The 19,051-nt window shown below is 70.3% G+C and carries 15 protein-coding genes; 2 read left to right on the top strand and 13 right to left on the bottom strand.

Annotation, left to right across the window (positions count from 1 at the left end):
* Positions 1 to 2: 2 nt before the first annotated feature.
* Positions 3 to 1,280: a crotonyl-CoA carboxylase/reductase gene (ccrA, locus tag ASF58_RS22330; RefSeq protein ID WP_055957829.1), complete on the bottom strand. Its 1,278-nt coding sequence runs from the start codon at positions 1,278 to 1,280 to the stop codon at positions 3 to 5.
* Positions 1,281 to 1,875: 595 nt separating this feature from the next.
* On the opposite strand from ccrA, the gene ASF58_RS22325 reads away from it, so the two are divergent.
* Entirely contained in the window at positions 1,876 to 3,942 is a 2,067-nt protein-coding gene (locus tag ASF58_RS22325; protein WP_055957826.1) for a protein meaA, read from the top strand.
* Between the two features lie 112 nt (positions 3,943 to 4,054).
* On the opposite strand, the gene ASF58_RS22320 is transcribed toward ASF58_RS22325, so the two are convergent.
* The 10 genes from ASF58_RS22320 to ASF58_RS22275 form a co-directional block, all read right to left on the bottom strand.
* Entirely contained in the window at positions 4,055 to 5,230 is a 1,176-nt protein-coding gene (locus ASF58_RS22320) for an MFS transporter (protein ID WP_244477452.1), read from the bottom strand.
* Positions 5,227 to 6,903, bottom strand: coding sequence for an apolipoprotein N-acyltransferase (lnt, locus tag ASF58_RS22315; RefSeq protein WP_055957824.1), 1,677 nt, complete (start codon positions 6,901 to 6,903; stop codon positions 5,227 to 5,229). Before lnt ends, ASF58_RS22320 begins: the two co-directional genes overlap by 4 nt.
* A gap of 10 nt (positions 6,904 to 6,913) precedes the next feature.
* Complete coding sequence (locus ASF58_RS22310; RefSeq protein ID WP_055957821.1) at positions 6,914 to 8,026, bottom strand: hemolysin family protein; 1,113 nt, start codon at positions 8,024 to 8,026, stop codon at positions 6,914 to 6,916.
* A 48-nt stretch (positions 8,027 to 8,074) separates the two neighbouring features.
* Entirely contained in the window at positions 8,075 to 8,605 is a 531-nt protein-coding gene (ybeY, locus tag ASF58_RS22305; RefSeq protein ID WP_055957818.1) for an rRNA maturation RNase YbeY, read from the bottom strand.
* Positions 8,602 to 9,711, bottom strand: a complete 1,110-nt coding sequence (locus tag ASF58_RS22300; RefSeq protein WP_055958148.1) for a PhoH family protein — start codon at positions 9,709 to 9,711, stop codon at positions 8,602 to 8,604. Before ASF58_RS22300 ends, ybeY begins: the two co-directional genes overlap by 4 nt.
* A 148-nt stretch (positions 9,712 to 9,859) precedes the next feature.
* A complete protein-coding gene (miaB, locus tag ASF58_RS22295; protein ID WP_055957815.1) occupies positions 9,860 to 11,200 on the bottom strand; it encodes a tRNA (N6-isopentenyl adenosine(37)-C2)-methylthiotransferase MiaB in 1,341 nt (446 codons plus the stop codon).
* A complete protein-coding gene (locus ASF58_RS22290) occupies positions 11,197 to 12,129 on the bottom strand; it encodes a lysophospholipid acyltransferase family protein (RefSeq protein WP_082513253.1) in 933 nt (310 codons plus the stop codon). Before ASF58_RS22290 ends, miaB begins: the two co-directional genes overlap by 4 nt.
* A gap of 27 nt (positions 12,130 to 12,156) precedes the next feature.
* Entirely contained in the window at positions 12,157 to 12,678 is a 522-nt protein-coding gene (locus ASF58_RS22285; RefSeq protein WP_055957814.1) for a GNAT family N-acetyltransferase, read from the bottom strand.
* Positions 12,675 to 13,352 (bottom strand): tRNA (adenosine(37)-N6)-threonylcarbamoyltransferase complex dimerization subunit type 1 TsaB, encoded by a 678-nt coding sequence (gene tsaB, locus ASF58_RS22280; protein WP_055957803.1) that lies wholly within the window; start codon positions 13,350 to 13,352, stop codon positions 12,675 to 12,677. The genes ASF58_RS22285 and tsaB overlap by 4 nt, the downstream gene beginning before the upstream one ends.
* Before the next feature lie 160 nt (positions 13,353 to 13,512).
* Positions 13,513 to 14,079, bottom strand: coding sequence for a NifU family protein (locus tag ASF58_RS22275; RefSeq protein ID WP_055957800.1), 567 nt, complete (start codon positions 14,077 to 14,079; stop codon positions 13,513 to 13,515).
* Between the two features lie 270 nt (positions 14,080 to 14,349).
* On the opposite strand from ASF58_RS22275, the gene rplS reads away from it, so the two are divergent.
* A complete protein-coding gene (gene rplS, locus ASF58_RS22270; protein ID WP_055957797.1) occupies positions 14,350 to 14,805 on the top strand; it encodes a 50S ribosomal protein L19 in 456 nt (151 codons plus the stop codon).
* Between the two features lie 117 nt (positions 14,806 to 14,922).
* Here rplS and ASF58_RS22265 read toward each other — a convergent pair whose 3' ends face one another.
* Together ASF58_RS22265 and ASF58_RS22260 are read right to left on the bottom strand one after the other, a co-directional pair.
* The gene (locus tag ASF58_RS22265) at positions 14,923 to 16,938 is read right to left on the bottom strand and encodes an EAL domain-containing protein (protein ID WP_055957794.1); all 2,016 of its coding nucleotides are present in this window, start codon (positions 16,936 to 16,938) and stop codon (positions 14,923 to 14,925) included.
* 414 nt (positions 16,939 to 17,352) lie between these two features.
* Positions 17,353 to 18,942, bottom strand: coding sequence for a catalase (locus ASF58_RS22260; RefSeq protein WP_055957792.1), 1,590 nt, complete (start codon positions 18,940 to 18,942; stop codon positions 17,353 to 17,355).
* Positions 18,943 to 19,051: the final 109 nt, after the last annotated feature.

Here is a 19,051-nt window from a genome sequence, read left to right as displayed (position 1 = left end):
GCCTAGCGCTTTCCAGCCTCGATCACGTCCTCGACCGTGCGCAGGCCGGCGCGGGGCGCGTTGACGAGGCAGGCCATGTTGCCGGGGGCGTGCTGGTTCTTCCACATCTTGGTGTGGGCCTGGGGGATCTTCTCCCAGGGGAAGACCTCGCTCATGCACGGGTCGATGCGCTGGTCGAGGACGAACTGGTTGGCGGCGGAGGCCTGCTTCAGGTGGGCGAAGTGCGAGCCCTGGATGCGCTTCTGGCGCATCCAGACGTAGCGGGCGTCGAAGGTGATATTGAAGCCGGTGGTGCCGGCACAGAACACGATCATGCCGCCGCGCTTGGCCACCAGGGTCGAGACCGGGAAGGTCGACTCGCCCGGGTGCTCGAACACGATGTCGACGTCGTTGCCCTTGCCGGTGATGTCCCAGATCGCCTTGCCGAACTTGCGGGCTTCCTTGAGCCAGGTGTTGTACTCGGGCGAGTTGACCTTGGGCAGCTGGCCCCAGCAGTCGAACTCCTTGCGGTTGATCACGCCCTTGGCGCCGAGGCTCATGACGTAGTCGCGCTTGGTGTCGTCCGAGATCACCGCGATGGCGTTGGCACCCGAGGCCGCGCAGAGCTGCACGGCGAAGACGCCGAGGCCGCCCGAGGCGCCCCAGACGAGGACGTTCTGGCCCGGGCGCACGGTGTGCGGGGCGTGGCCGAACAGCATGCGGTATGCGGTGGCGAGGGTGAGCGTGTAGCAGGCCGCCTCCTCCCAGGTCAGGTGCTTGGGGCGCACCATGAGCTGGCGCGACTGCACCCGGCAGAACTGGGCGAAGGAGCCGTCCCCGGTCTCATAGCCCCAGATGCGCTGGGAGGGCGAGAACATCGGGTCGCCGCCGTTGCACTCCTCGTCGTCGCCGTCGTCGCGGTTGCAGTGGACGATGACCTCGTCGCCGACCTTCCAGCGCTTCACCTTGGCGCCGACCTTCCAGACGATGCCGGAGGCATCCGAGCCGGCGATGTGGTACTCGCCCTTGTGCACGTCGAAGGGGGAGATCGGCTCGCCGAGGCCGGCCCAGACGCCGTTGTAGTTCACGCCGGCGGCCATGACGTAGACCAGCACCTCGTCGTCGCCGATGTCCCAGACGGGCAGCACCTCGAGCTGGTGCGACTGCTCCGGCGGTCCATGGCGCTCGCGCCGAATGGCCCAGGCATACATCTTCGCCGGCACGTGCCCGAGGGGCGGCACTTCGCCCATCTCGTACAGGTCCTTCAGTTCCGTCGTGCTCGACGCAGCGCTCGCGGCCATCTTGGCTCTCCCCATCACTTCTTGTGCTGCTCGCTATATCGGCGAACCGAGAGCCGTCCAAGAGCCCGAACGGCCAAGAATCTTTTCGACTGAGGCCAAGAAACCTTCACGTCCCCAAGAACAAGCCGCCGCTTGAGCCGGCTCGATCCTGTATTCAATATTATCGTGACGGAGCGGGCCTTTAGCGCCCGTCGTACACAGGCTGATCGGCCTGCGGCCCGCCGCGTCTCGATCGCCGCTCGGCCGTGGCCCCGCGCACCAGGCCGCGCACTGGCTTGTACCAATGTCCAATCCTTCGCGGTGTTCGGGAGCCGCCCGACCCGCTCAGGGGCGCCGATGTTGTCCACAGGTCGCTCGGCTTTCGCCCCGTGAAGCCAGAACGGCCGACCGGGAATCCCCGCGGGCGCCCCCGCGCGCGGCACGTTTGCGTGAGGTCGCGGCGTCGGTGAAAGCGCGAAGAGCGGGGCCGCCCCGGATGTTCTTTGGTGCTGATGACGTGGCGAACGCGCTTCGCTAGGGTGCGCCGCAAGTGATCGACAGCAGTCAAAAGCAATTTGAGATCACATCAAATTCAGTCTTGAGGGAGTGTTCCGGGATGAGCGGACAGGCAGCGGTCGCCGAGACCAAGCGCGACAAGCCGTGGATCATCCGCACCTATGCGGGTCATTCCAACGCCAAGGAGTCGAACGCGCTCTACCGCGGCAACCTGGCCAAGGGACAGACCGGCCTCTCGGTGGCCTTCGACCTGCCGACCCAGACCGGTTACGACCCCGACCACGAGCTCGCCCGGGGCGAGGTCGGCAAGGTCGGCGTCTCGATCGCGCATCTCGGCGACATGCGGACCCTGTTCGAGCAGATTCCGCTGCAGCAGATGAACACCTCGATGACGATCAACGCCACGGCGCCGTGGCTGCTGTCGCTCTATCTCGCGGTGGCCGAGGAGCAGGGCGCGCCGTTCGCGGGCCTGCAGGGCACCACCCAGAACGACATCATCAAGGAATACCTCTCGCGGGGCACCTACGTGTTCCCGCCCGCGCCGTCCCTCCGGCTGACCAAGGACGTGATCCTGTTCACGACCAAGGAAGTGCCGAAGTGGAATCCGATGAACGTCTGTTCCTACCACCTGCAGGAGGCCGGGGCGACGCCGGTGCAGGAGCTGTCCTACGCGTTGGCCATCGCCATCGCGGTGCTCGACACCGTGCGCGACGATCCCGATTTCGACGCGGCGAGCTTCGCCGACGTGTTCAGCCGGATCTCGTTCTTCGTGAATGCCGGCATGCGGTTCGTCACCGAGATCTGCAAGATGCGGGCGTTCTCCGAACTGTGGGATGAGATCGCCCAGGAGCGCTACGGCATCACCGACCCGAAGAAGCGCATCTTCCGCTACGGCGTCCAGGTGAATTCGCTCGGCCTGACGGAGCAGCAACCCGAGAACAACGTCCACCGCATCCTGATCGAGATGCTGGCCGTGACCCTGTCGAAGCGCGCCCGCGCCCGCGCCGTGCAGCTGCCGGCCTGGAACGAGGCGCTCGGCCTGCCGCGCCCCTGGGACCAGCAATGGTCGATGCGCATGCAGCAGATCCTCGCCTTCGAGACCGACCTGCTGGAATACGACGACATCTTCGACGGCTCGAAGGTCATCGACGCCAAGGTCGAGGCCCTGAAGGCCGAGACGCGCAAGGCTCTGGAGGAGATCGGCGGCATCGGCGGTGCCGTGGCGGCGGTGGAGACCGGAGCCCTCAAGCGCGCGCTGGTGGAATCCAACGCCAAGCGCATCTCCGCCATTGAGGCCGGCGACCAGGTCGTGGTGGGCGTCAACAAGTTCCAGGCCGGGGAGCCCTCCCCGCTCACCGCCGGCGAGGGCGCCATCTTCACCGTGTCCGAGACCGTCGAGATGGAGGCCGAGCAGCGCATCCGCGAGTGGCGTTCCAAGCGCGACGGCCAGGCGGTGGAGAAGGCCCTCGACGCGCTCGAGGCCGCGGCGCGCTCCGGCGCCAACATCATGCCGGTCTCGATCGCGGCGGCGAAGGCCGGCGTCACCACCGGCGAGTGGGGCGAACGCCTGCGCCAGGTCTTCGGCGAGTACCGCGCCCCCACCGGCGTCACCCTGGAGACGATCTCCTCGGGGGCGGCGCAGGACGCCAAGCTCCTGATCGCCGATCTCGGCGAGCGCCTCGGCGAGACCCCGAAGCTGGTGGTCGGCAAGCCCGGCCTCGACGGCCATTCCAACGGCGCCGAGCAGATCGCGCTCCGCGCCCGCGACGTCGGCTTCGACGTGACCTACGACGGCATTCGCCAGACCCCGGCCGAGATCGTGGCCAAGGCCAAGGCCACCGGCGCCCACGTGGTCGGGCTTTCGATCCTCTCTGGCAGCCACGTGCCGCTGGTGCGCGACGTCCGGGCGAAGATGCGCGAGGCCGGCCTCGATCACATCCCGCTCGTGGTCGGCGGCATCATCTCGCCCGACGACGAGCTGGTGCTCAAGAACATGGGCGTCACGGCGGTCTACACCCCGAAGGACTACGTCCTCGACACCATCATGGTGGGCATCGCCAAGGTGGTGGAGCGCGCCCTGGACAAGCGCGCCGCCGAGCAGGCCGACGCCAAGGCCGGCATCGCCGGGGCGACGCCGCGCAGCGACACGGCCGAGAAGGTGTTCTGACGCGTCGTACGCCCATCGCCCGCGCTCCTGACCGCGCGGGCGATGGGCTTCGGGCGAGCATGGCGCCGGCCGCGACCGCCTGCGTCGGTTGGGGACGGGAGGTGCCCGGCCCTCAGGCCGGGCCCACGAAGCAGTCGCGCCCGGCGCCGAGGCTGCACAGGAAGGCGCAGGCGGCGATGGCGCAGAACAGGGCCGTCGAGGCCGCCCAATGGCCCGTCAGGTCGTGCGCCAGCCCGAAGCCGAGCGGCCCGAGCGAGGCCACCGTGTAGCCGACGCTTTGAGACATCGCCGCGAGGCTGCCGGCCGTGGCCGGGTCGCGGGCGCGCAGGACGATAATGGTGAGGCCGAGGCCGAACAGGCCGCCGAGGCCGGCGCCCAGCAGCATGCCGACCGGCAGCGCCCAGGCGAGCGGGCCATAGACCAGGGCGACGAGGGCCAGGGTGCAGAGGGCGAGAAGGCCCGCGGCGAAGCCGCGCTGGTCGCGGACCCGGGCCGCGAAGGACGGCACCAGGAGCGCCGCCGGCGCCTGCCCGATGCTCATCAGCGAGGACACGAAGCCGGCTTCCACCGCGCTCAGCCCGCGATCGTGCAGCACCAGGGGCAGCCACCCGAACATGATGTAGGCCAGGGACGATTGCAGGCCCATGAAGCCGGTGACCTGCCAGGCGAGCCGGTCGCGCCACAGGGAAATCCGCCGCGCTGCGCCGGGTGCGGTCTCGGGCGCCCGGGCGAAGGGCGCCCAGGCGAGGGTGGCCACGAGGGCGGGCACGGCCCAGAGGGCGAGCGCGGCGGGCCAGCCGCCGAGGCCGTCGGCGAGCGGGACCGACAGGCCCGCGCCCGCCGCGGCGCCGAGGCAGAGCACCATGGTGTAGAGGCCGGTGACGACACCCGTCAGGCCCGGAAAGTCGCGCTTGACCAGGCCCGGCAGCAGCACCCCCGAGAGGCCGATGCCCAGGGCGGCGAGGCAGGCCCCGACGAAGAGCGGCCCCAGCCCCCCGAGGCCGCGCAGGCCGGAACCGAGGGCGACGACCGCCACGGCGAGGAGCACGCCGCGATCGGAGCCGAGGCGCCGCATCACCCAGGGGCCGACGGTGCAGGCGAGGCCGATACAGAGCACCGGAAGCGTGGTGAGCAGGGCGGCCCCGGCGGCGCTGAGCCCCGTTTCCGCCCGGATGCGCTCCAGGAGCGGGCCGACGGTCGTCAGGGCCGGGCGCATGTTGAAGGCGACCAGCATGATGCCGAGACCGAGGAGGATCGGCCGGGCCGAGACCGGCAGGGTGGTCTTCACGCGCTTCGCCGCCGTGCCGCCAGGAGGGTGAGGAAGGTTCCGACCCAGACCAGACCGAAGGGCAGGTCGCCGAGGCGGGCATAGAGGGTCCGTCCCGGGAGGCGCGCCGGGAGATCGGCGTCGAGGACGCCCTCCACGCCGAGGGGCAGGCTGGCGGTGATCCGGCCATGGGCGTCGATCACGGCCGAGATGCCGGTATTGGCGTCGCGGACCAGGGGCAGCCCCTCCTCCACGGCGCGCAGGCGCGCCTGGGCGAGGTGCTGGCGCGGCCCCGGCGTATCGCCGAACCAGGCGTCGTTGGTGAGGTTCAGGATCAGGCCCGGCACCGGCGGCGGACCGTTCGGGCTCGCCCCCGGAACGATGGCGCCCGGAAAGATCGCCTCGTAGCAGATCGTCGCCGCCACCGGCGGCAGGCCCGGCACGGTCATGATCCGCTGGGTCGCCCGATCCCCCGCCGTGAAGCCTCCCGGAATCGAGACGAACTGCCGGATGTGCAGGGCCCGCAGGGTCGCGTCGAGGGGGGCCGGCAGGTACTCGCCGAAGGGCACGAGGTGCACCTTGTCGTAGATGTCGCCGAATTTCGGCCCGGCCGAGATCGTCAGGATGCTGTTGAAGAAGCGCGGCCGCTCGTCGCCCACCGGGACCTCGGCCCGGGCCGCGCCGGTGATCAGCTGCTTGCCCGGCGGAAAGGCGGCGGCAACCCGGGCCAGGGCCTCGGGATCGCGCTGGATCAGGAACGGGAAGGCGGATTCCGGCCAGATCACGTGGGTGACGTCGGCGATGCCGGTGCGGTCGGGCGCGGCGGCGCGGTCGCTGAGTTCGAGGTAGCGGTCGAGGATGTCCTGACGGTTCTCCGGCCGGAACTTGGCGTCCTGGTTCAGGTTCGGCTGAACCAGGCGCAGGCGCACGCCCTGGACCAGCGGATCCGCGCCGGCCGGCACCCGCTGGGCGCCGTAGCCGGCGAGCCCGGCGAGGGCGAGGCCGGCGAGGGCGAGGGGAAGGTAGCGGCTGGACCAGCTGTGGGCGGTCGCCAGGGTCGCGGGGGCGGCCGCAACGAGGATCGCCAGGAAGGTCAGGCCGTAGAGCCCACCCACGGCCGCACCCTGCATCAGCCAAAGGTTCTGGCCCAGGGCCATGCCCAGGGTGTTCCAGGGAAAGCCGGTGAAGAGATGCCCGCGCAGCCACTCGCAGGCGGAGAGGCCGAGGGCGAAGCCGACGAGGCGCAGCGCACCCCGCGACCAGAGCAGGCGGGCCAGGGCGAAGCCGAAGGCGTAGAACAGCGCCAGCACCGCCGGCAGGCCGACGACGCCGAGCGGCAGGGCCCAGAGGAATTCCTCGGCCTCCACCAGGAAGGCGGAGCCGAGCCACCACAGGCCGGCGGTGAGATAGCCGAAGCCCCAGGCCCAGCCGATGACCGCGCTGGCCAGCACCGCACCGCGCGTGGCCCTGCGCCCCGTGGCGGCCCCGTCGACGAGCCAGACGGCGACGCTCAGGGAGACCACGAGGGCGGGAAACAGCCCGAAGGGCGGCATGGCGAGGGCGCCGAGGGCGCCGGAGGCCATCGCGATGGCGATGCGGCGCCAGCCGGCGCTGAGCATGACCCAGTGGGCCAGGGCGGCGAGCGGTCCCGTCGCCGGACCGCGCCCGGCGCGGTCCGCGGGGATCGAGGTCATGCCGGCTCCGTCACGCGGCGGGTGATTCGGATGCGGGCTTCGGCGCCGGCAGGGCCAGGGGCACCACGGCGGTGATGCGGGCATCGCCGCGATGGAGGCGCAGGCGCTTCACCCGGCGCGGATCGGCATCGAGCACCTCGAACTCGAGGTCGCCCGGCCCGCTGATGAGCTCGCCCCGGGAGGGCACCCGCCCGGCCAGGGTCACGATCAGGCCGCCGATGGTGTCGATCTCCTCGGCCATTTCCCCGACGGCCGCCACGAGGTCGACACCGCTGGCAGCCGAGACCTCGGCCAGGCCGGCCCGGGCATCGGCCACGAAGACGTCGCCCTCGCCGTCGACGCGCTGGACGAGATGTCCCTCGGCGACGTCGTGCTCGTCCTCAATGTCGCCCACCACCACCTCGATCAGGTCCTCGATGGAGATGAGGCCGTCGGTGCCGCCGTACTCGTCGATGACGAGGGCCATGTGGGTGCGCGTCGCCTGCATCCGCACCAGGAGATCGATGGCCGGCATCGAGGGCGGCACGAACAGCACGGGGCGCTGGATGCGGGTGGCGGCCAGGGTGGCCGACAGGTCGACATTGGCGAGGTTGAGGGTGCGCAGGGCCCGCGTGCCCCGGCGCGCCCGGGGCGGCAGCACGGGAGCGGCGTCGCCGTCGCTGGCGGCGGCCGCGGGCGGCGTGCGGCGGCTGCCCGCCTCGGCCCGGGCGGCGATATGATCGACGAAGTCGCGGATGTGGACCATGCCGCGGGGGTCGTCGAGGGTCTCGCCGTAGACCGGCAGGCGCGAATGCCCGGCCGTCCGGAACAGCTTCAGGAGGTCGCCGAGGCTGGTCTCCATCGACACCGCGACGATGTCGGCCCGGGGGATCATCACGTCGTCGACCCGCACCTTGTGCAGGCCGAGGACGTTCTTGAGCATGGCGCGTTCGAGGGGCGAGAAAGCGTTCTCGCCGGTGTCGGGCTCGGCCAGCGCGTCCTCGATGTCGTCGCGCAGCGAATCGCGGGGACGAAGATGGAAGACGTGCAGGAGGCGGTCGTACCAGGGCTCGCGGGCCTGGCTCTCACCGTCGCCGGAACTGGGCGCGGCCTGGGCCGCGCCGCGACTTCGATCGTTTGTCATGTCTCTCTGATCTGGAGTGTCGGGCGGGTTCGCCGCTCGTGGTGCCGTTCACGCGGCAGGCGGTTCTGCCGGCGGGAGGTCGGGCGCATAGGGATCGGGAACGCCGAGGGTGCGGAGGGCCGCGACCTCGAGGGCCTCCATCGCGTCGGCATCCGCCTCGCCGGTCTCGTGGTCCTGACCGAGGAGGTGAAGGGTGCCATGGACGAGGAGATGGGCCAGATGGTCGCTGAGCGGCTTCGACTGCTCCGCACTTTCGCGCAGCATCGTGTCATACGCAAGAACCACGTCGCCGAGGGGCACCGGCATCCCCGCATGGGCGGGTTGCGCCGGCGCGGGGAAGGACAGCACGTTGGTGGGCTTGTCCTTGCCGCGCCAGGTCCGGTTGAGGTCCTGGACCACCGCGTCGGTCGCCAGCAGGATGCTGATCTCGACGGGTCCTTCGGGCGGCTCCGGGGCCACCGCCAGGCCGGCCTCGACGGCGCGAATCACGAAGGCTTCGAGCTCGGGCGCGACGCCCTCCCAGCGCGGGTCCTCGATGGCCACGTCGATCTCCGCCGCGCAGGCGGGGGCCGTGCTCACGACAGCGGCCTCCGGCGCGAAACCGGACCGCGGTCGGCGTCGCCCTCCCCGTGGGACGCGGCCTCGTAGGCGGTGACGATGCGGCGGACGAGGTCGTGGCGCACCACGTCGACGTCCCGGAAGGTGATGCGGCCGATGCCCTCGACGCCGTCGAGGACGCGCACCGCCTCGACGAGGCCGGATTTCTGGCCCGGCGGCAGGTCGATCTGGCTCGGATCGCCGGTGATGATCATGCGGGAGTTCTCACCGAGGCGGGTGAGGAACATCTTCATCTGCATGGACGTGGTGTTCTGCGCCTCGTCGAGGAGCACCACGGCGTTGGTCAGGGTGCGGCCGCGCATGAAGGCGAGGGGTGCGATCTCGATCACGCCGGTCTGCAGGCCGCGGTCGACGTGGCGCGCCTCCATGAAGTCGTAGAGGGCGTCGTAGATCGGCCGCAGGTAGGGATCGACCTTCTCGCGCATGTCGCCGGGGAGGAAGCCGAGGCGCTCGCCGGCCTCCACGGCAGGGCGCGACAGGATCAGGCGCTCGACATGCCCCTGCTCCAGCAGCGACACGGCGTAGCCCACGGCGAGCCAGGTCTTGCCGGTGCCGGCCGGCCCCTCGGCGAAGACCAGTTCGTGGCTGCGCAGGGCCTTGATGTAGGCGTCCTGCGCCGCGTTGCGGGCGCGCACCGCACCGCGCTTGCGGGTGGCGAGCTGGTCGAACACGGGCCGGTCGGGCTCGGCGCTGACCTCCGCGGCCGGGAACAGGTTGCCCTGCTGGGTCGTCTCGTGGATCGCCCCGTCCACGTCGCCGAGGGTCAGGGGCAACCCGCTCGCCTTCACCCGGGCATAGAGCCGCTCGAACACCTTGCGGGCCTTCTCGGCCGCCTCGACGCTGCCCTTGACCACGAGGTGGTTGCCGAGCGCGGTGGCGGTCACGGCGAGGCGCCGCTCGATGTGGGCGACGTTCTGGTCGTACTGGCCGAAGACGAGGCTCGCGAGCCGATTGTCGTCGAAGGTCAGGGAGACCTCCTCGGTCTCGACCAGACCCCCGATCCGCGCCGCCGGGCCGCGCCCGCGCAAGGCGCCACCGCGTCCACTCGACCCTTCAGATCCTGGCACGCCGTCGTCCTTTATTCGTTGCAGGGAGGTCCGCACCGGCCGTCCGTGGCCGCGCCGCATCGCGGACGATCCCGAGATGGGCTCCCGCGGCGCGCCGGACAGTGGCGGATCGGCGCGGCGTATCGACCGACGGGGCCGCCACGGGCCGTCACGCCGCCGCCGCGGTGCCGCCGACGGCCTCGCCGAACAGGCTGTTGGAGCCGGCGCGGATCACCCGCACCGGCACCACCGTGCCGATGGTGGAAGTCGGCGCATCGAACTGGACCGGCAGGAGATGGGGCGTCTTGCCGGCGACCTGGCCGGGATGGCGGCCGGCCTTCTCGACCAGCACCTCGACCACGTGGCCGACCGCGGCCGCGTTGAAGGCGTGGCGCTGCGCGTCGAGCAGGGCCTGGAGCGCGGCGAGGCGCTCGGACTTCACGGCTTCCGGAACGGCATCGGCGCTGTCGGCCGCCGGAGTGCCGGGGCGCGGGCTGTACTTGAAGGAGAAGGCGCTGGCGAAGCCGATCTCGCGCACCAGCCGCATCGTGTCCTCGAACTCGGCCTCGGTCTCGCCCGGGAAGCCCACGATGAAATCCGAGGACAGGGCGATGTCGGGCCGGGCCGCGCGCACCCGCTCGATCAGGCGGCGATAGGCGTCGCCGGTGTGCTTGCGATTCATCGCCTTGAGCACCCGGTCGGAGCCCGACTGCACCGGCAGGTGCAGGTAGGGCATCAGCGCCGGTAAGCTGCCATGGGCGGCGATCAGATCGTCGTCCATGTCGTTGGGATGGCTGGTGGTGTAGCGCAGGCGCAGGAGGCCGGGGATGCGCTCCAGGGCACGCATCAGCGCCGGCAGGGTCGCGCTGCCGCCGTCCGGACCGAGCCCGTGATAGGCGTTCACGTTCTGGCCGATCAGGGTGATCTCGCGGACGCCGCCGCGCACCAGCTTCTCGGCCTCGGCCCGGATCGCGTCCACGGAGCGCGAGACCTCGGCGCCGCGGGTATAGGGCACGACGCAGAAGGCGCAGAACTTGTCGCAACCCTCCTGCACGGTGAGGAACGCGGTCACCCCGTGGGTGCGGCGGGCCGGCAGGTGGTCGAACTTGTCCTCGACGGGAAACTCGGTGTCGACCACGCGCTTCGTGGCCGAGCGCGCCAGCAGATCCGGCAGGCGGTGATAGTTCTGCGGGCCGACCACCACGTCGACGGTGGGCGCGCGGGCCAGGATCTCGGCGCCCTCGGCCTGGGCGACGCAGCCCGCGACGACGATCCGGGTCTCGTGCCCGGCCTCCGCCCGCTCACCCTTGAGCACCCGCAGGCGACCGAGCTCGGAATAGACCTTGTCGGCCGCCTTCTCGCGGATGTGGCAGGTGTTGAGGATGACGACATCCGCCTCCTCCACCGCGTCCGTCGCCGCGTAGCCCTCGGCGCCCAGCACGTCCGCCATCCGGGCGGCGTCGTAGGCGTTCATCTGGCAGCCGTAGGATTTGACGTAGGCTTTCTTCAACAGTCCGATTCCGGTGACAGCATTTCCGCGCCGCGCATAGCACGGTTCGCCTGCGGCGTCGCGATCCCTCGCTCCGGCAATGTGCCATCCTCGACGTCGGGGCGCATCCGGTGCCCCGGCCAGACCGGCCCCAGGGGCGGCTGGCCCGTGACGCCGCGCTGGAGGGCGGCGCGGACCGAGGCCTCGGCGAGGGCGGTGGCCCGCTTGCGGTCGGTGCCGGCCTCGACGGCGATCGGTGCGCCCCAGACCACGTGGATATCGATGGGACCGCCGTCGAAGAAGGCGGCGAGATGGGGCGCCAGTTCCATGTCGCCGTACCAGGCGACGTCGGGGCGTTCCTTGCGGACGAGCGGCAGGCCGTTGCGGCGGGGATAGGTGATGGCCAGGGGCTGCAGCCGGATGCGGGCGGGCCCCTCGCCCGCGACCGCGGCCCGGGCGGCGCCGACCAGCGAGGAGCGGAAGGGCAGCAGCCGGGTGCCGTCCCCGGTGGTGCCCTCGGCGAAGAGCACGATCAGGTCGCCGCGGGCGAGGCGCTGCGCCACCGTGGCGTTGACGTTGGCGGTGTCGGCTCGGCGCGCCCGGTCGATGAACACCGTGCGCTGCAGCCGCGCCAGGGTCCCGATCACCGGCCAGCCGGCGATCTCGGATTTCGCCACGAAGGAGAGCGGCCGCAGGGAGCCGAGGACGATGATGTCGAGCCAGGAGACGTGGTTCGACAACACGAGCGCGGGTTCGCCGGCCTCCGGCGGCGTGCCGCTCTGGGTCACCCGCAGGCCGAACAGCGCCACGAAGACGCGGTGGAACAGCACGGGCATCCAGGCCGCGATGCGTCCGCGGCCGAAGCGGAGGCTGAGGAGGTGCGGCCCCACGATGACGAGGAACGCCACGGCGCAAAGCGCCAGGCGGCCATACGCGCCGAGGCGGGACATCGGCGGCCTAGCGCGCGCCGGCTGGCGTCACGCCAGCACCGCCGTCATGGTGAGCGCCGTCGCCCGCGCGCCGTCGGCCCGGGTGTAGTACCCCGTCCGCTCGCCGACCTGTCGGAAGCCGTGGCGGGCGTAGAGCTTCAGCGCCGGCACGTTGCCCTCGTCGACCTCGAGATGGACCGTCCGGATGCCGGACTGGACGAGGTGTTCGAGATGGGCGGCGATCAGCTTGTGCGAGAGGCCGCCCCCGCGCGCGGCCGGCGCCAGCACGACGGTGAGGATCTCGGCCTCGTCGGCCGCCCGTCGCGACAGGACGAAGCCCTGGATCGCGCCGTTCTTCCACAGGGCATGGGCCTCGGTGGAGCGCTCGCACAGCATGCGCTCGAACTCGTGCGCGTCCCAGGGGCGCGCGAAGGCGGTGGCGTGGATGCGCGCCAGGGCCCGCGCCTGGCCGGAATCCCGCAGCAGCGTGACGTAGGGTGCCGTGCCCCAGGCTTCCCACCAGGCGGACCAGACCTCGAAGGGCCAGAACGGCGTCAGCGAACGGGTCATCGGCGGGCGAGCCTCGCATGGTCTTGCGGCTGGGCGTCGGGACCGCGGAGATAGAGGGGACGCGCCAGCGCCTGGGCGGGGTCGGCCAGCATGCCGAGCGAGGCGACCCAGGCGATCTCGGCCGCTCCGGTGCCGGCCACCGCCGTGTTGAGCCCGCGCGCCTTCGCGGCCTGGGCAACCAGGGGCGCGCCGGAGCCGACCAGGGTGACGACGCCGTCGAGCATCGCCGCGGCCTCGGCCACCGGAAGGTGGCTCGGCGGCACGACGATGCCGTCCGTCATGCTCATGGCCTGCAGGTAGACCGACCCGTGCCGGGCATCGATCGCGGCTACGATCAGGCCCTCGCCGTTCTGCGCGAGCAGCGGCGCCAGCAGGGCCGACAGGGTGGTGACGCCGACGACGGGGATGCCGGTGGCCAGGCCGATGGCCCGGGCCGCCGAGAGCCCGACCCGCAGGCCGGTATAGCTTCCCGGCCCGACCGTGACCGCGACGCGGTCGAGGGCCTCGAAGCCGCCCTCGGCCCGGGCGACCACGCGCTCGATCATCGGCAGCAGCGCCTCGGCATGGCCGCGTCCGAGGATCATCGACTCGTGCGCGAGGAGATCGTCGGTCGAATCCGAGGCGATGCAGACGGAACAGGCGTCGAGCGCCGTGTCGATGGCGAGGATACGCAAACTCACTCCCGAACGTGCCACACGCCCGGATCGCGCAGGGGCGCCCGGGGCCACGAGTTTAAGACAAAAACGGCCGCTCCGTCAGGGCGGAGCGGCCATCGTGGAGAGATTCGGGCGAACCTGTTGCGGCTTTGCGTCGGCCCGCCGGAATTCGGACGGGTCAGATCGCCTGGACTTCGCGGATTTCCGGCAGGAAGTGGCGGAACAGGTTCTGCACGCCGTTGCGCAGGGTCGCGGTGGAGGACGGGCAGCCCGAGCAGGCACCCTTCATCTCCAGGTAGACCACGCCCTCCTTGTAGCCCCGGAAGGTGATGTCGCCGCCGTCGCCGGCCACCGCCGGGCGGACCCGGGTCTCGAGCAGGTCCTTGATGGTCTCGACCGTCTCGATGTCGGCAGGATCGAAGAACTCCTCGGCATCCTCGCTGCCGGCGACGTGGCCCTCGGCCAGGACCGGGGCTCCGGACTGGAAGTGCTCCATGATCGCGCCGAGGACGGCCGGCTTTACCTGCGGCCAGAGGTTGTCGTCCTCGGCCTTGGTGACCGAGATGAAGTCGTGACCGAGATAGACCCCGCTGACGCCGGGCACGTCGAACAGGCGGCTCGCCAGGGGCGAGCGGGCGGCGGCGTCGGAATCGCGCGCCTCGAAGGTGCCCTCGGGCAGGACGACGCGGCCCGGCAGGAACTTCAGGGTGGCGGGGTTCGGGGTGGCTTCGGTCTGGATGAACATGGTGGACAGGATCCTCGTCCGCTGCGCCGGTTCAAGGCCGGCCGGGAATGGCGGCGGACGTCGCCGCCGCTCTCCCCATGTGGACCGTGCGCGGGATTTTCTCAACCGCACCGGTTCGCGGGAGACGCGCCCGCGTGGATGGACTGCCGGCTATTGGACAAGCGGCCGCACCTCGTGTATGGCCCGCCTCAATTCAAAACAGGATGCCGAAATCCTGACGCACGCGGTCCCATCCGGGGATCCCGGGCGCGCACCGGCAGGAACTTGACCATGAACATCATCCAGCAGCTCGAGCAGGAGCAGATCGCTTCGCTCGGCAAGACGATCCCCGATTTCCAGCCCGGCGACACGGTCACCGTGAACGTCAAGGTGAAGGAAGGCGAGCGCACCCGCGTGCAGGCCTACGAGGGCGTGTGCATCGCCCGCTCCGGCGGCGGCCTCAACGAGAGCTTCACCGTCCGCAAGATCTCCTACGGCGAGGGCGTCGAGCGCGTGTTCCCGCTCTACTCGCCGCTGATCGATTCGATCGCCGTTGTCCGCCGCGGCAAGGTGCGTCGCGCCAAGCTGTACTACCTGCGCGACCGTCGCGGGAAGTCCGCCCGTATCGTCGAGCGCGCCGATCGCCCCGCCGAGAAGGCCGCCAAGGCCGATGCCTCGAAGGCGAACAAGGATGCCCGGAAGGCCGAGAAGGCTGCCAAGAGCGCCGCGAAGACCGCCGCCGAGTAAGGCTGACGCGGCGCAAGAGTTGCGCTGAGTCAGATCTGGGCGGCGCCCCGCGCGCCCGTCCCTCGCATCATCAGGCCCGCTCGCGCGATCGAGCGGGCCTTTTTTACGATTCGACGATCAGGCCGCCGCGACCACCCGGCGCGCCGCGATCGTCCAACCGCCGGCCGCCCAGCCCTGCCGGGCGAGGCGCGCGACGAGATCGTTTCCGGTGATCCAGGCCAGGGCCTGCCGCGGCGGCATGGCCCGGGCGAAGTGGTAGCCCTGCACGGCCGGGCATCCGAGCTGGCGCAGCAGCTGGAACTGCGCCCGCGTCTCGACCCCCTCCGCCAGCACCTTGACCCCGAGGGTGCGGGCGAAGGCCAGGATGGCTTCCAGGAGCACCCGGTCCTGGGGCGTGTCGACGATCCGCTGGATGAAGCTCCGGTCGACCTTCAGGCTGTCGAAGCGCAGGTCGCGCAGCGATCCGATCGACGAATACGCCACCCCGAAATCATCGACGATGATGCCCACCCCCATGTCGACGAGGGCATCCACGTCCTTGCCGCCGCGCTCGTTCGAGTAGACCGCCTCCTCGGTGATCTCGAGGGCGATCCGGGTGGCGGACAGACGGTGGGCGGCCAGTTCCGCCGCCACCATCTCGGCGAGCGGATAGGCACCGAACTCGGTGGGCGAGACGTTGACCGAGACCACGGCGGCGTCGTGACCGCCGCCTTCGAGGAGCTGCGCCATGCGGCAGGACTGCCTCAGGATGGTCCGGGTCAGGTCCTGCGAGCGCCGGGTCGCGGCGGCGGCCGCGATCGCGTCCGGTGGCGAGATCCAGCCCAAAGCGGGGTGCTCCCAGCGCAGGAGCGCGTCGAATCCGATGACCCGCCCGGTGTTGCAGTCCAGCTGCGGCTGGAACCAGGCCTGGATCGCACCGCTCTCCAGCGCCTCGGGAAGATCCCGCTCGATGACGTGCCGCGCCGTCACCCGTGCGGCCATGGCCTCGTGGAAGGGCCGCCAGGTGCTGCGCCCCTCCGCCTTGGCGGCATAGAGGGCGAGATCCGCGTGGATCTGCAGGTCCATCCGGGTCCGACCGTCGCGGGGGTGGTGGGCGAGGCCCACGCTGGCACCCGCCTGCAGCGTCTGCCCGGAGGGCAGGAGAAGGCTCTCCAGGCCGGAGACCACCGCCTGCGCCAGGCACTCGCCTTCCGGATCGCCGGGACCGGCCGAAATCAGCGCCGCAAACTCGTCGCCACCCAGGCGGGCGACCACCGAGTTCGGCCCGAGGATCCGGCGCAGCTTCGTCCCGGCCTCCACCAGGATCGTATCGCCGACACCATGCCCGAACCGGTCGTTGATCCGCTTGAAGCGGTCCAGGTCGATCATCATGATCCAGAACGCCGTCGTGCCGGGCGGGGCCAGACGGGCCTCGAAGGCCTCCCGATAGGCGGCGCGGTTGACGAGCCCGGTCAGGGGATCGTGCGTGGCCGAATGCGCGAGGCAGCGCATCGCATGTCCGGCCGCAACGTTGGCCGCCTTCAGCGACTCCGTGAGCGCGACCGCCTCGTAGGTCAGGCGTTTCGTCCGCAGGTAGTGCCGTTCCTGCTCGTTGGCGCAGTGGAGCAGGAGCGCCGTCAGCAGGATGAGGTTCACGGCGACGATCTGTGCGCCAAACGAGCGGTCGAGGAGGAAGAGCAGGATCAGGATCGTGAGGTTCGGCAGCACGAACGCGACGGCTGGCGCCCGGGCGAACTTGTTCTGGATGATCGCGCCGGCATTGACGCTCAGGAAGGCAAGGCCGGTCGAGATCGTGTAGGCCTGTCCATGATAGGCGAGGCCGACCAGCGCCGCGGCCCAGCAGAGCCCCGACAGCAGGGCCCCGATCCAGCAAGAGGTCAGCACCCGGCCCGGCGCCGCGAGCGGCAGATCCGTCCGGAGCCAGACCCGGACAAGCAGGCCGCGGCCGACATTGATCCCGGCATTCAGCGCGAGCAGGCCGAGGATCTGCGCATGGGGCACCAGGTGCCAGACCATGCCGGCCAGGGAGCATGACACGAAGAGGTTCGCGACCAGGGTCGCGTTCACACCGCGCAGGACATCGCTGACCTGATCGCGCTCGATGCTCACGTCGACAGGTGGCGGGGCGGTCATGGTCGATGCCGATCTCAATCCGTTCGTTGGGCCGGCAACCGGAGGCCGCCCTCTCGTCATTGATCGTCGACACAGATGAAGAGAGGGTAAGATTTTTCGCGGACAACGCTCTAATTGGCGTCAAATCCGCCTGTTTCTCCAATCATCAAAGACTTCTGCTGTCAAAGTATTGCGTTGATCCAGCATTGGCCGGAAGAAGGTCTTGTGGCCACGGGCCCCGGTGACGGCGGTCTCCCGTCAGTCCCTCCCCCACTCCGACGCCGGCGAACCGAGAAGCCCGGCTCGCCGATGCGTTGCGGCGTCCACGAAAAAGCCCCGCCGGGTCCTGCGACCCGGCGGGGCTCTGAGGGTCGTCCGAGGACGACTGGTGGTCACTCAGGGACGACTTGGGGTCGCCCCGAAACGACCTGGGCCTTACTCGGCGGCGATGCTGTGGGCCTGGCTACCGTCGGTGTAGGTCTCGGACTGAAGACGCTTGCCCGGAGCCGCGCGACCCGGCAGCGGCGGCAGGGCACGGGCCTTCTCGAGGTCGATGCCCGCACCCTCGGCGACGCGGCGGCCGTAATCCTCATCGGCATGGAGGAAGTGCCAGACCATCCGCAGCTGGATGGCTTCCGGGCACTGCTTCATGTCGCCGACGAGGTTGGCGATCAGGTCGTCGCGCTCCCAATCCTGGAACGAGCGGTAGCGCACGCCCGCCTGGGTGTAGTCGTCCTCGGTGCGCGAGGTCTGGTAGCGGCCGAGGTTGCCCTGGACCGGCTGGTGATAGTCACGCGCCGGCTTCGGGGCCTCGCGCAGGCCCTCGGCCAGGGTCGAGGGCTCGTAGTTGATGTGCTTGTTCGGACCCGTGCCGTCGACGCCGTAGGTCATCTGCCCGTCGCGCTGGTTCGAATAGACCTTCACGCCCGGCTGCGGCGCGTTGATCGGCAGCTGCAGGTAGTTGGCGCCGACGCGGTAGCGCTGCGTGTCCGAGTAGGACAGCGTCCGCCCCTGGAGCATCTTGTCGTCCGAGAAGTCGATGCCGTCCACCAGGACGCCGGTGCCGAAGGCCGACTGCTCGACTTCCGCGAAGAAGTTGTCCGGCACGCGGTCCAGCACCATGCGGCCGACGGGCAGAAGCGGGAAATCCTCCACGGGCCACAGCTTGGTATCGTCCAGGGGATCGAACGACAGGTGATCGTTCGGGCCGTCCGGCATGATCTGCACGCAGAACTCCCACTCGGGGAAGTTGCCGGCCTTGATGTTGTCGTACAGGTCGCGCGTCGCGTGGCCGACATCCTTGGCCTGGATCTCGGAAGCCTGTGCCGAGGTCAGGTTGCGGATGCCCTGCTTGGGCTCCCAGTGGAACTTGCAGAGCACGGCCTCGCCCTGGTCGTTGACCAGCTTGTAGGTGTTGACGCCTGAGCCCTCCATCTCGCGATAGTTGGCGGGGATGCCCCACGGCGACTTCAGGTGCGTGACCATGTGGATGGCTTCGGGGTGCTGGGCCACGAAGTCGAAGAAGCGCCACGCCTCCTGGCGGTTCGTCACCGGATCCGGCTTGAACGCGTGGATCATGTCGGGGAACTTGATCGCGTCGCGGATGAAGAAGACCTTGAGGTTGTTGCCCACGAGGTCCCAGTTGCCGTCGACGGTCTTGAACTTCACCGCGAAGCCGCGCGGATCGCGCTCGGTCTCGGGGGACTCCTTGGCGCCGGCCACGGTGGAGAAGCGCACGAACATCGGCGTCTTCACGCCGGTCTCGTTCAGCACCCGGGCACGGGTGTACTTGGAGGCCGGCTCGCTGCCGATCTTGCCGTAGGCCTCGAAATAGCCGTGCGCGCCGGCGCCACGGGCATGCACCACGCGCTCCGGAATCCGCTCACGGTCGAAATGGGTGATCTTCTCGATGAACTGGTAGTTCTCGAGGGTCGCCGGGCCGCGCTCGCCCACCGTCCGGGTGCTCTGGTTGTCGCGAACCGGGTGGCCCTGACGGGTGGTGAGAATCGGGCGCTGATCGCTCATGCGGTGCTCTCTCGCTCGGAATCGATCGACGCGGCGATGGCCGCATCCAGATCTTGGCAGAAAACCAGACCTTCGCAGAAAGCCTGGAATGGTTCTGAGACAGCCTTAT

The sequence above is a fragment of the Methylobacterium sp. Leaf125 genome, from assembly GCF_001423085.1.
Taxonomy (GTDB): domain Bacteria; phylum Pseudomonadota; class Alphaproteobacteria; order Rhizobiales; family Beijerinckiaceae; genus Methylobacterium.
The sequence above is the reverse complement of the archived record's forward strand: the minus strand, read 5'-3'. Positions and strand labels throughout refer to the sequence as shown.

Excerpts from the sequence above, each read along its gene's own strand:
- ASF58_RS22290 (WP_082513253.1), bottom strand. The coding sequence starts at position 12,129 with ATGTCCCGCCTCGGCGCGTATGGCCGCCTGGCGCTTTGCGCCGTGGCG.
- ASF58_RS22275 (WP_055957800.1), bottom strand. The coding sequence starts at position 14,079 with ATGTTCATCCAGACCGAAGCCACCCCGAACCCCGCCACCCTGAAGTTC.
- rplS (WP_055957797.1), top strand. The coding sequence starts at position 14,350 with ATGAACATCATCCAGCAGCTCGAGCAGGAGCAGATCGCTTCGCTCGGC.
- ASF58_RS22310 (WP_055957821.1), bottom strand. The coding sequence starts at position 8,026 with ATGACAAACGATCGAAGTCGCGGCGCGGCCCAGGCCGCGCCCAGTTCC.
- ASF58_RS22265 (WP_055957794.1), bottom strand. The coding sequence starts at position 16,938 with ATGACCGCCCCGCCACCTGTCGACGTGAGCATCGAGCGCGATCAGGTC.
- ASF58_RS22285 (WP_055957814.1), bottom strand. The coding sequence starts at position 12,678 with ATGACCCGTTCGCTGACGCCGTTCTGGCCCTTCGAGGTCTGGTCCGCC.
- lnt (WP_055957824.1), bottom strand. The coding sequence starts at position 6,903 with ATGACCTCGATCCCCGCGGACCGCGCCGGGCGCGGTCCGGCGACGGGA.
- ccrA (WP_055957829.1), bottom strand. The coding sequence starts at position 1,280 with ATGGCCGCGAGCGCTGCGTCGAGCACGACGGAACTGAAGGACCTGTAC.
- ASF58_RS22325 (WP_055957826.1), top strand. The coding sequence starts at position 1,876 with ATGAGCGGACAGGCAGCGGTCGCCGAGACCAAGCGCGACAAGCCGTGG.
- ASF58_RS22260 (WP_055957792.1), bottom strand. The coding sequence starts at position 18,942 with ATGAGCGATCAGCGCCCGATTCTCACCACCCGTCAGGGCCACCCGGTT.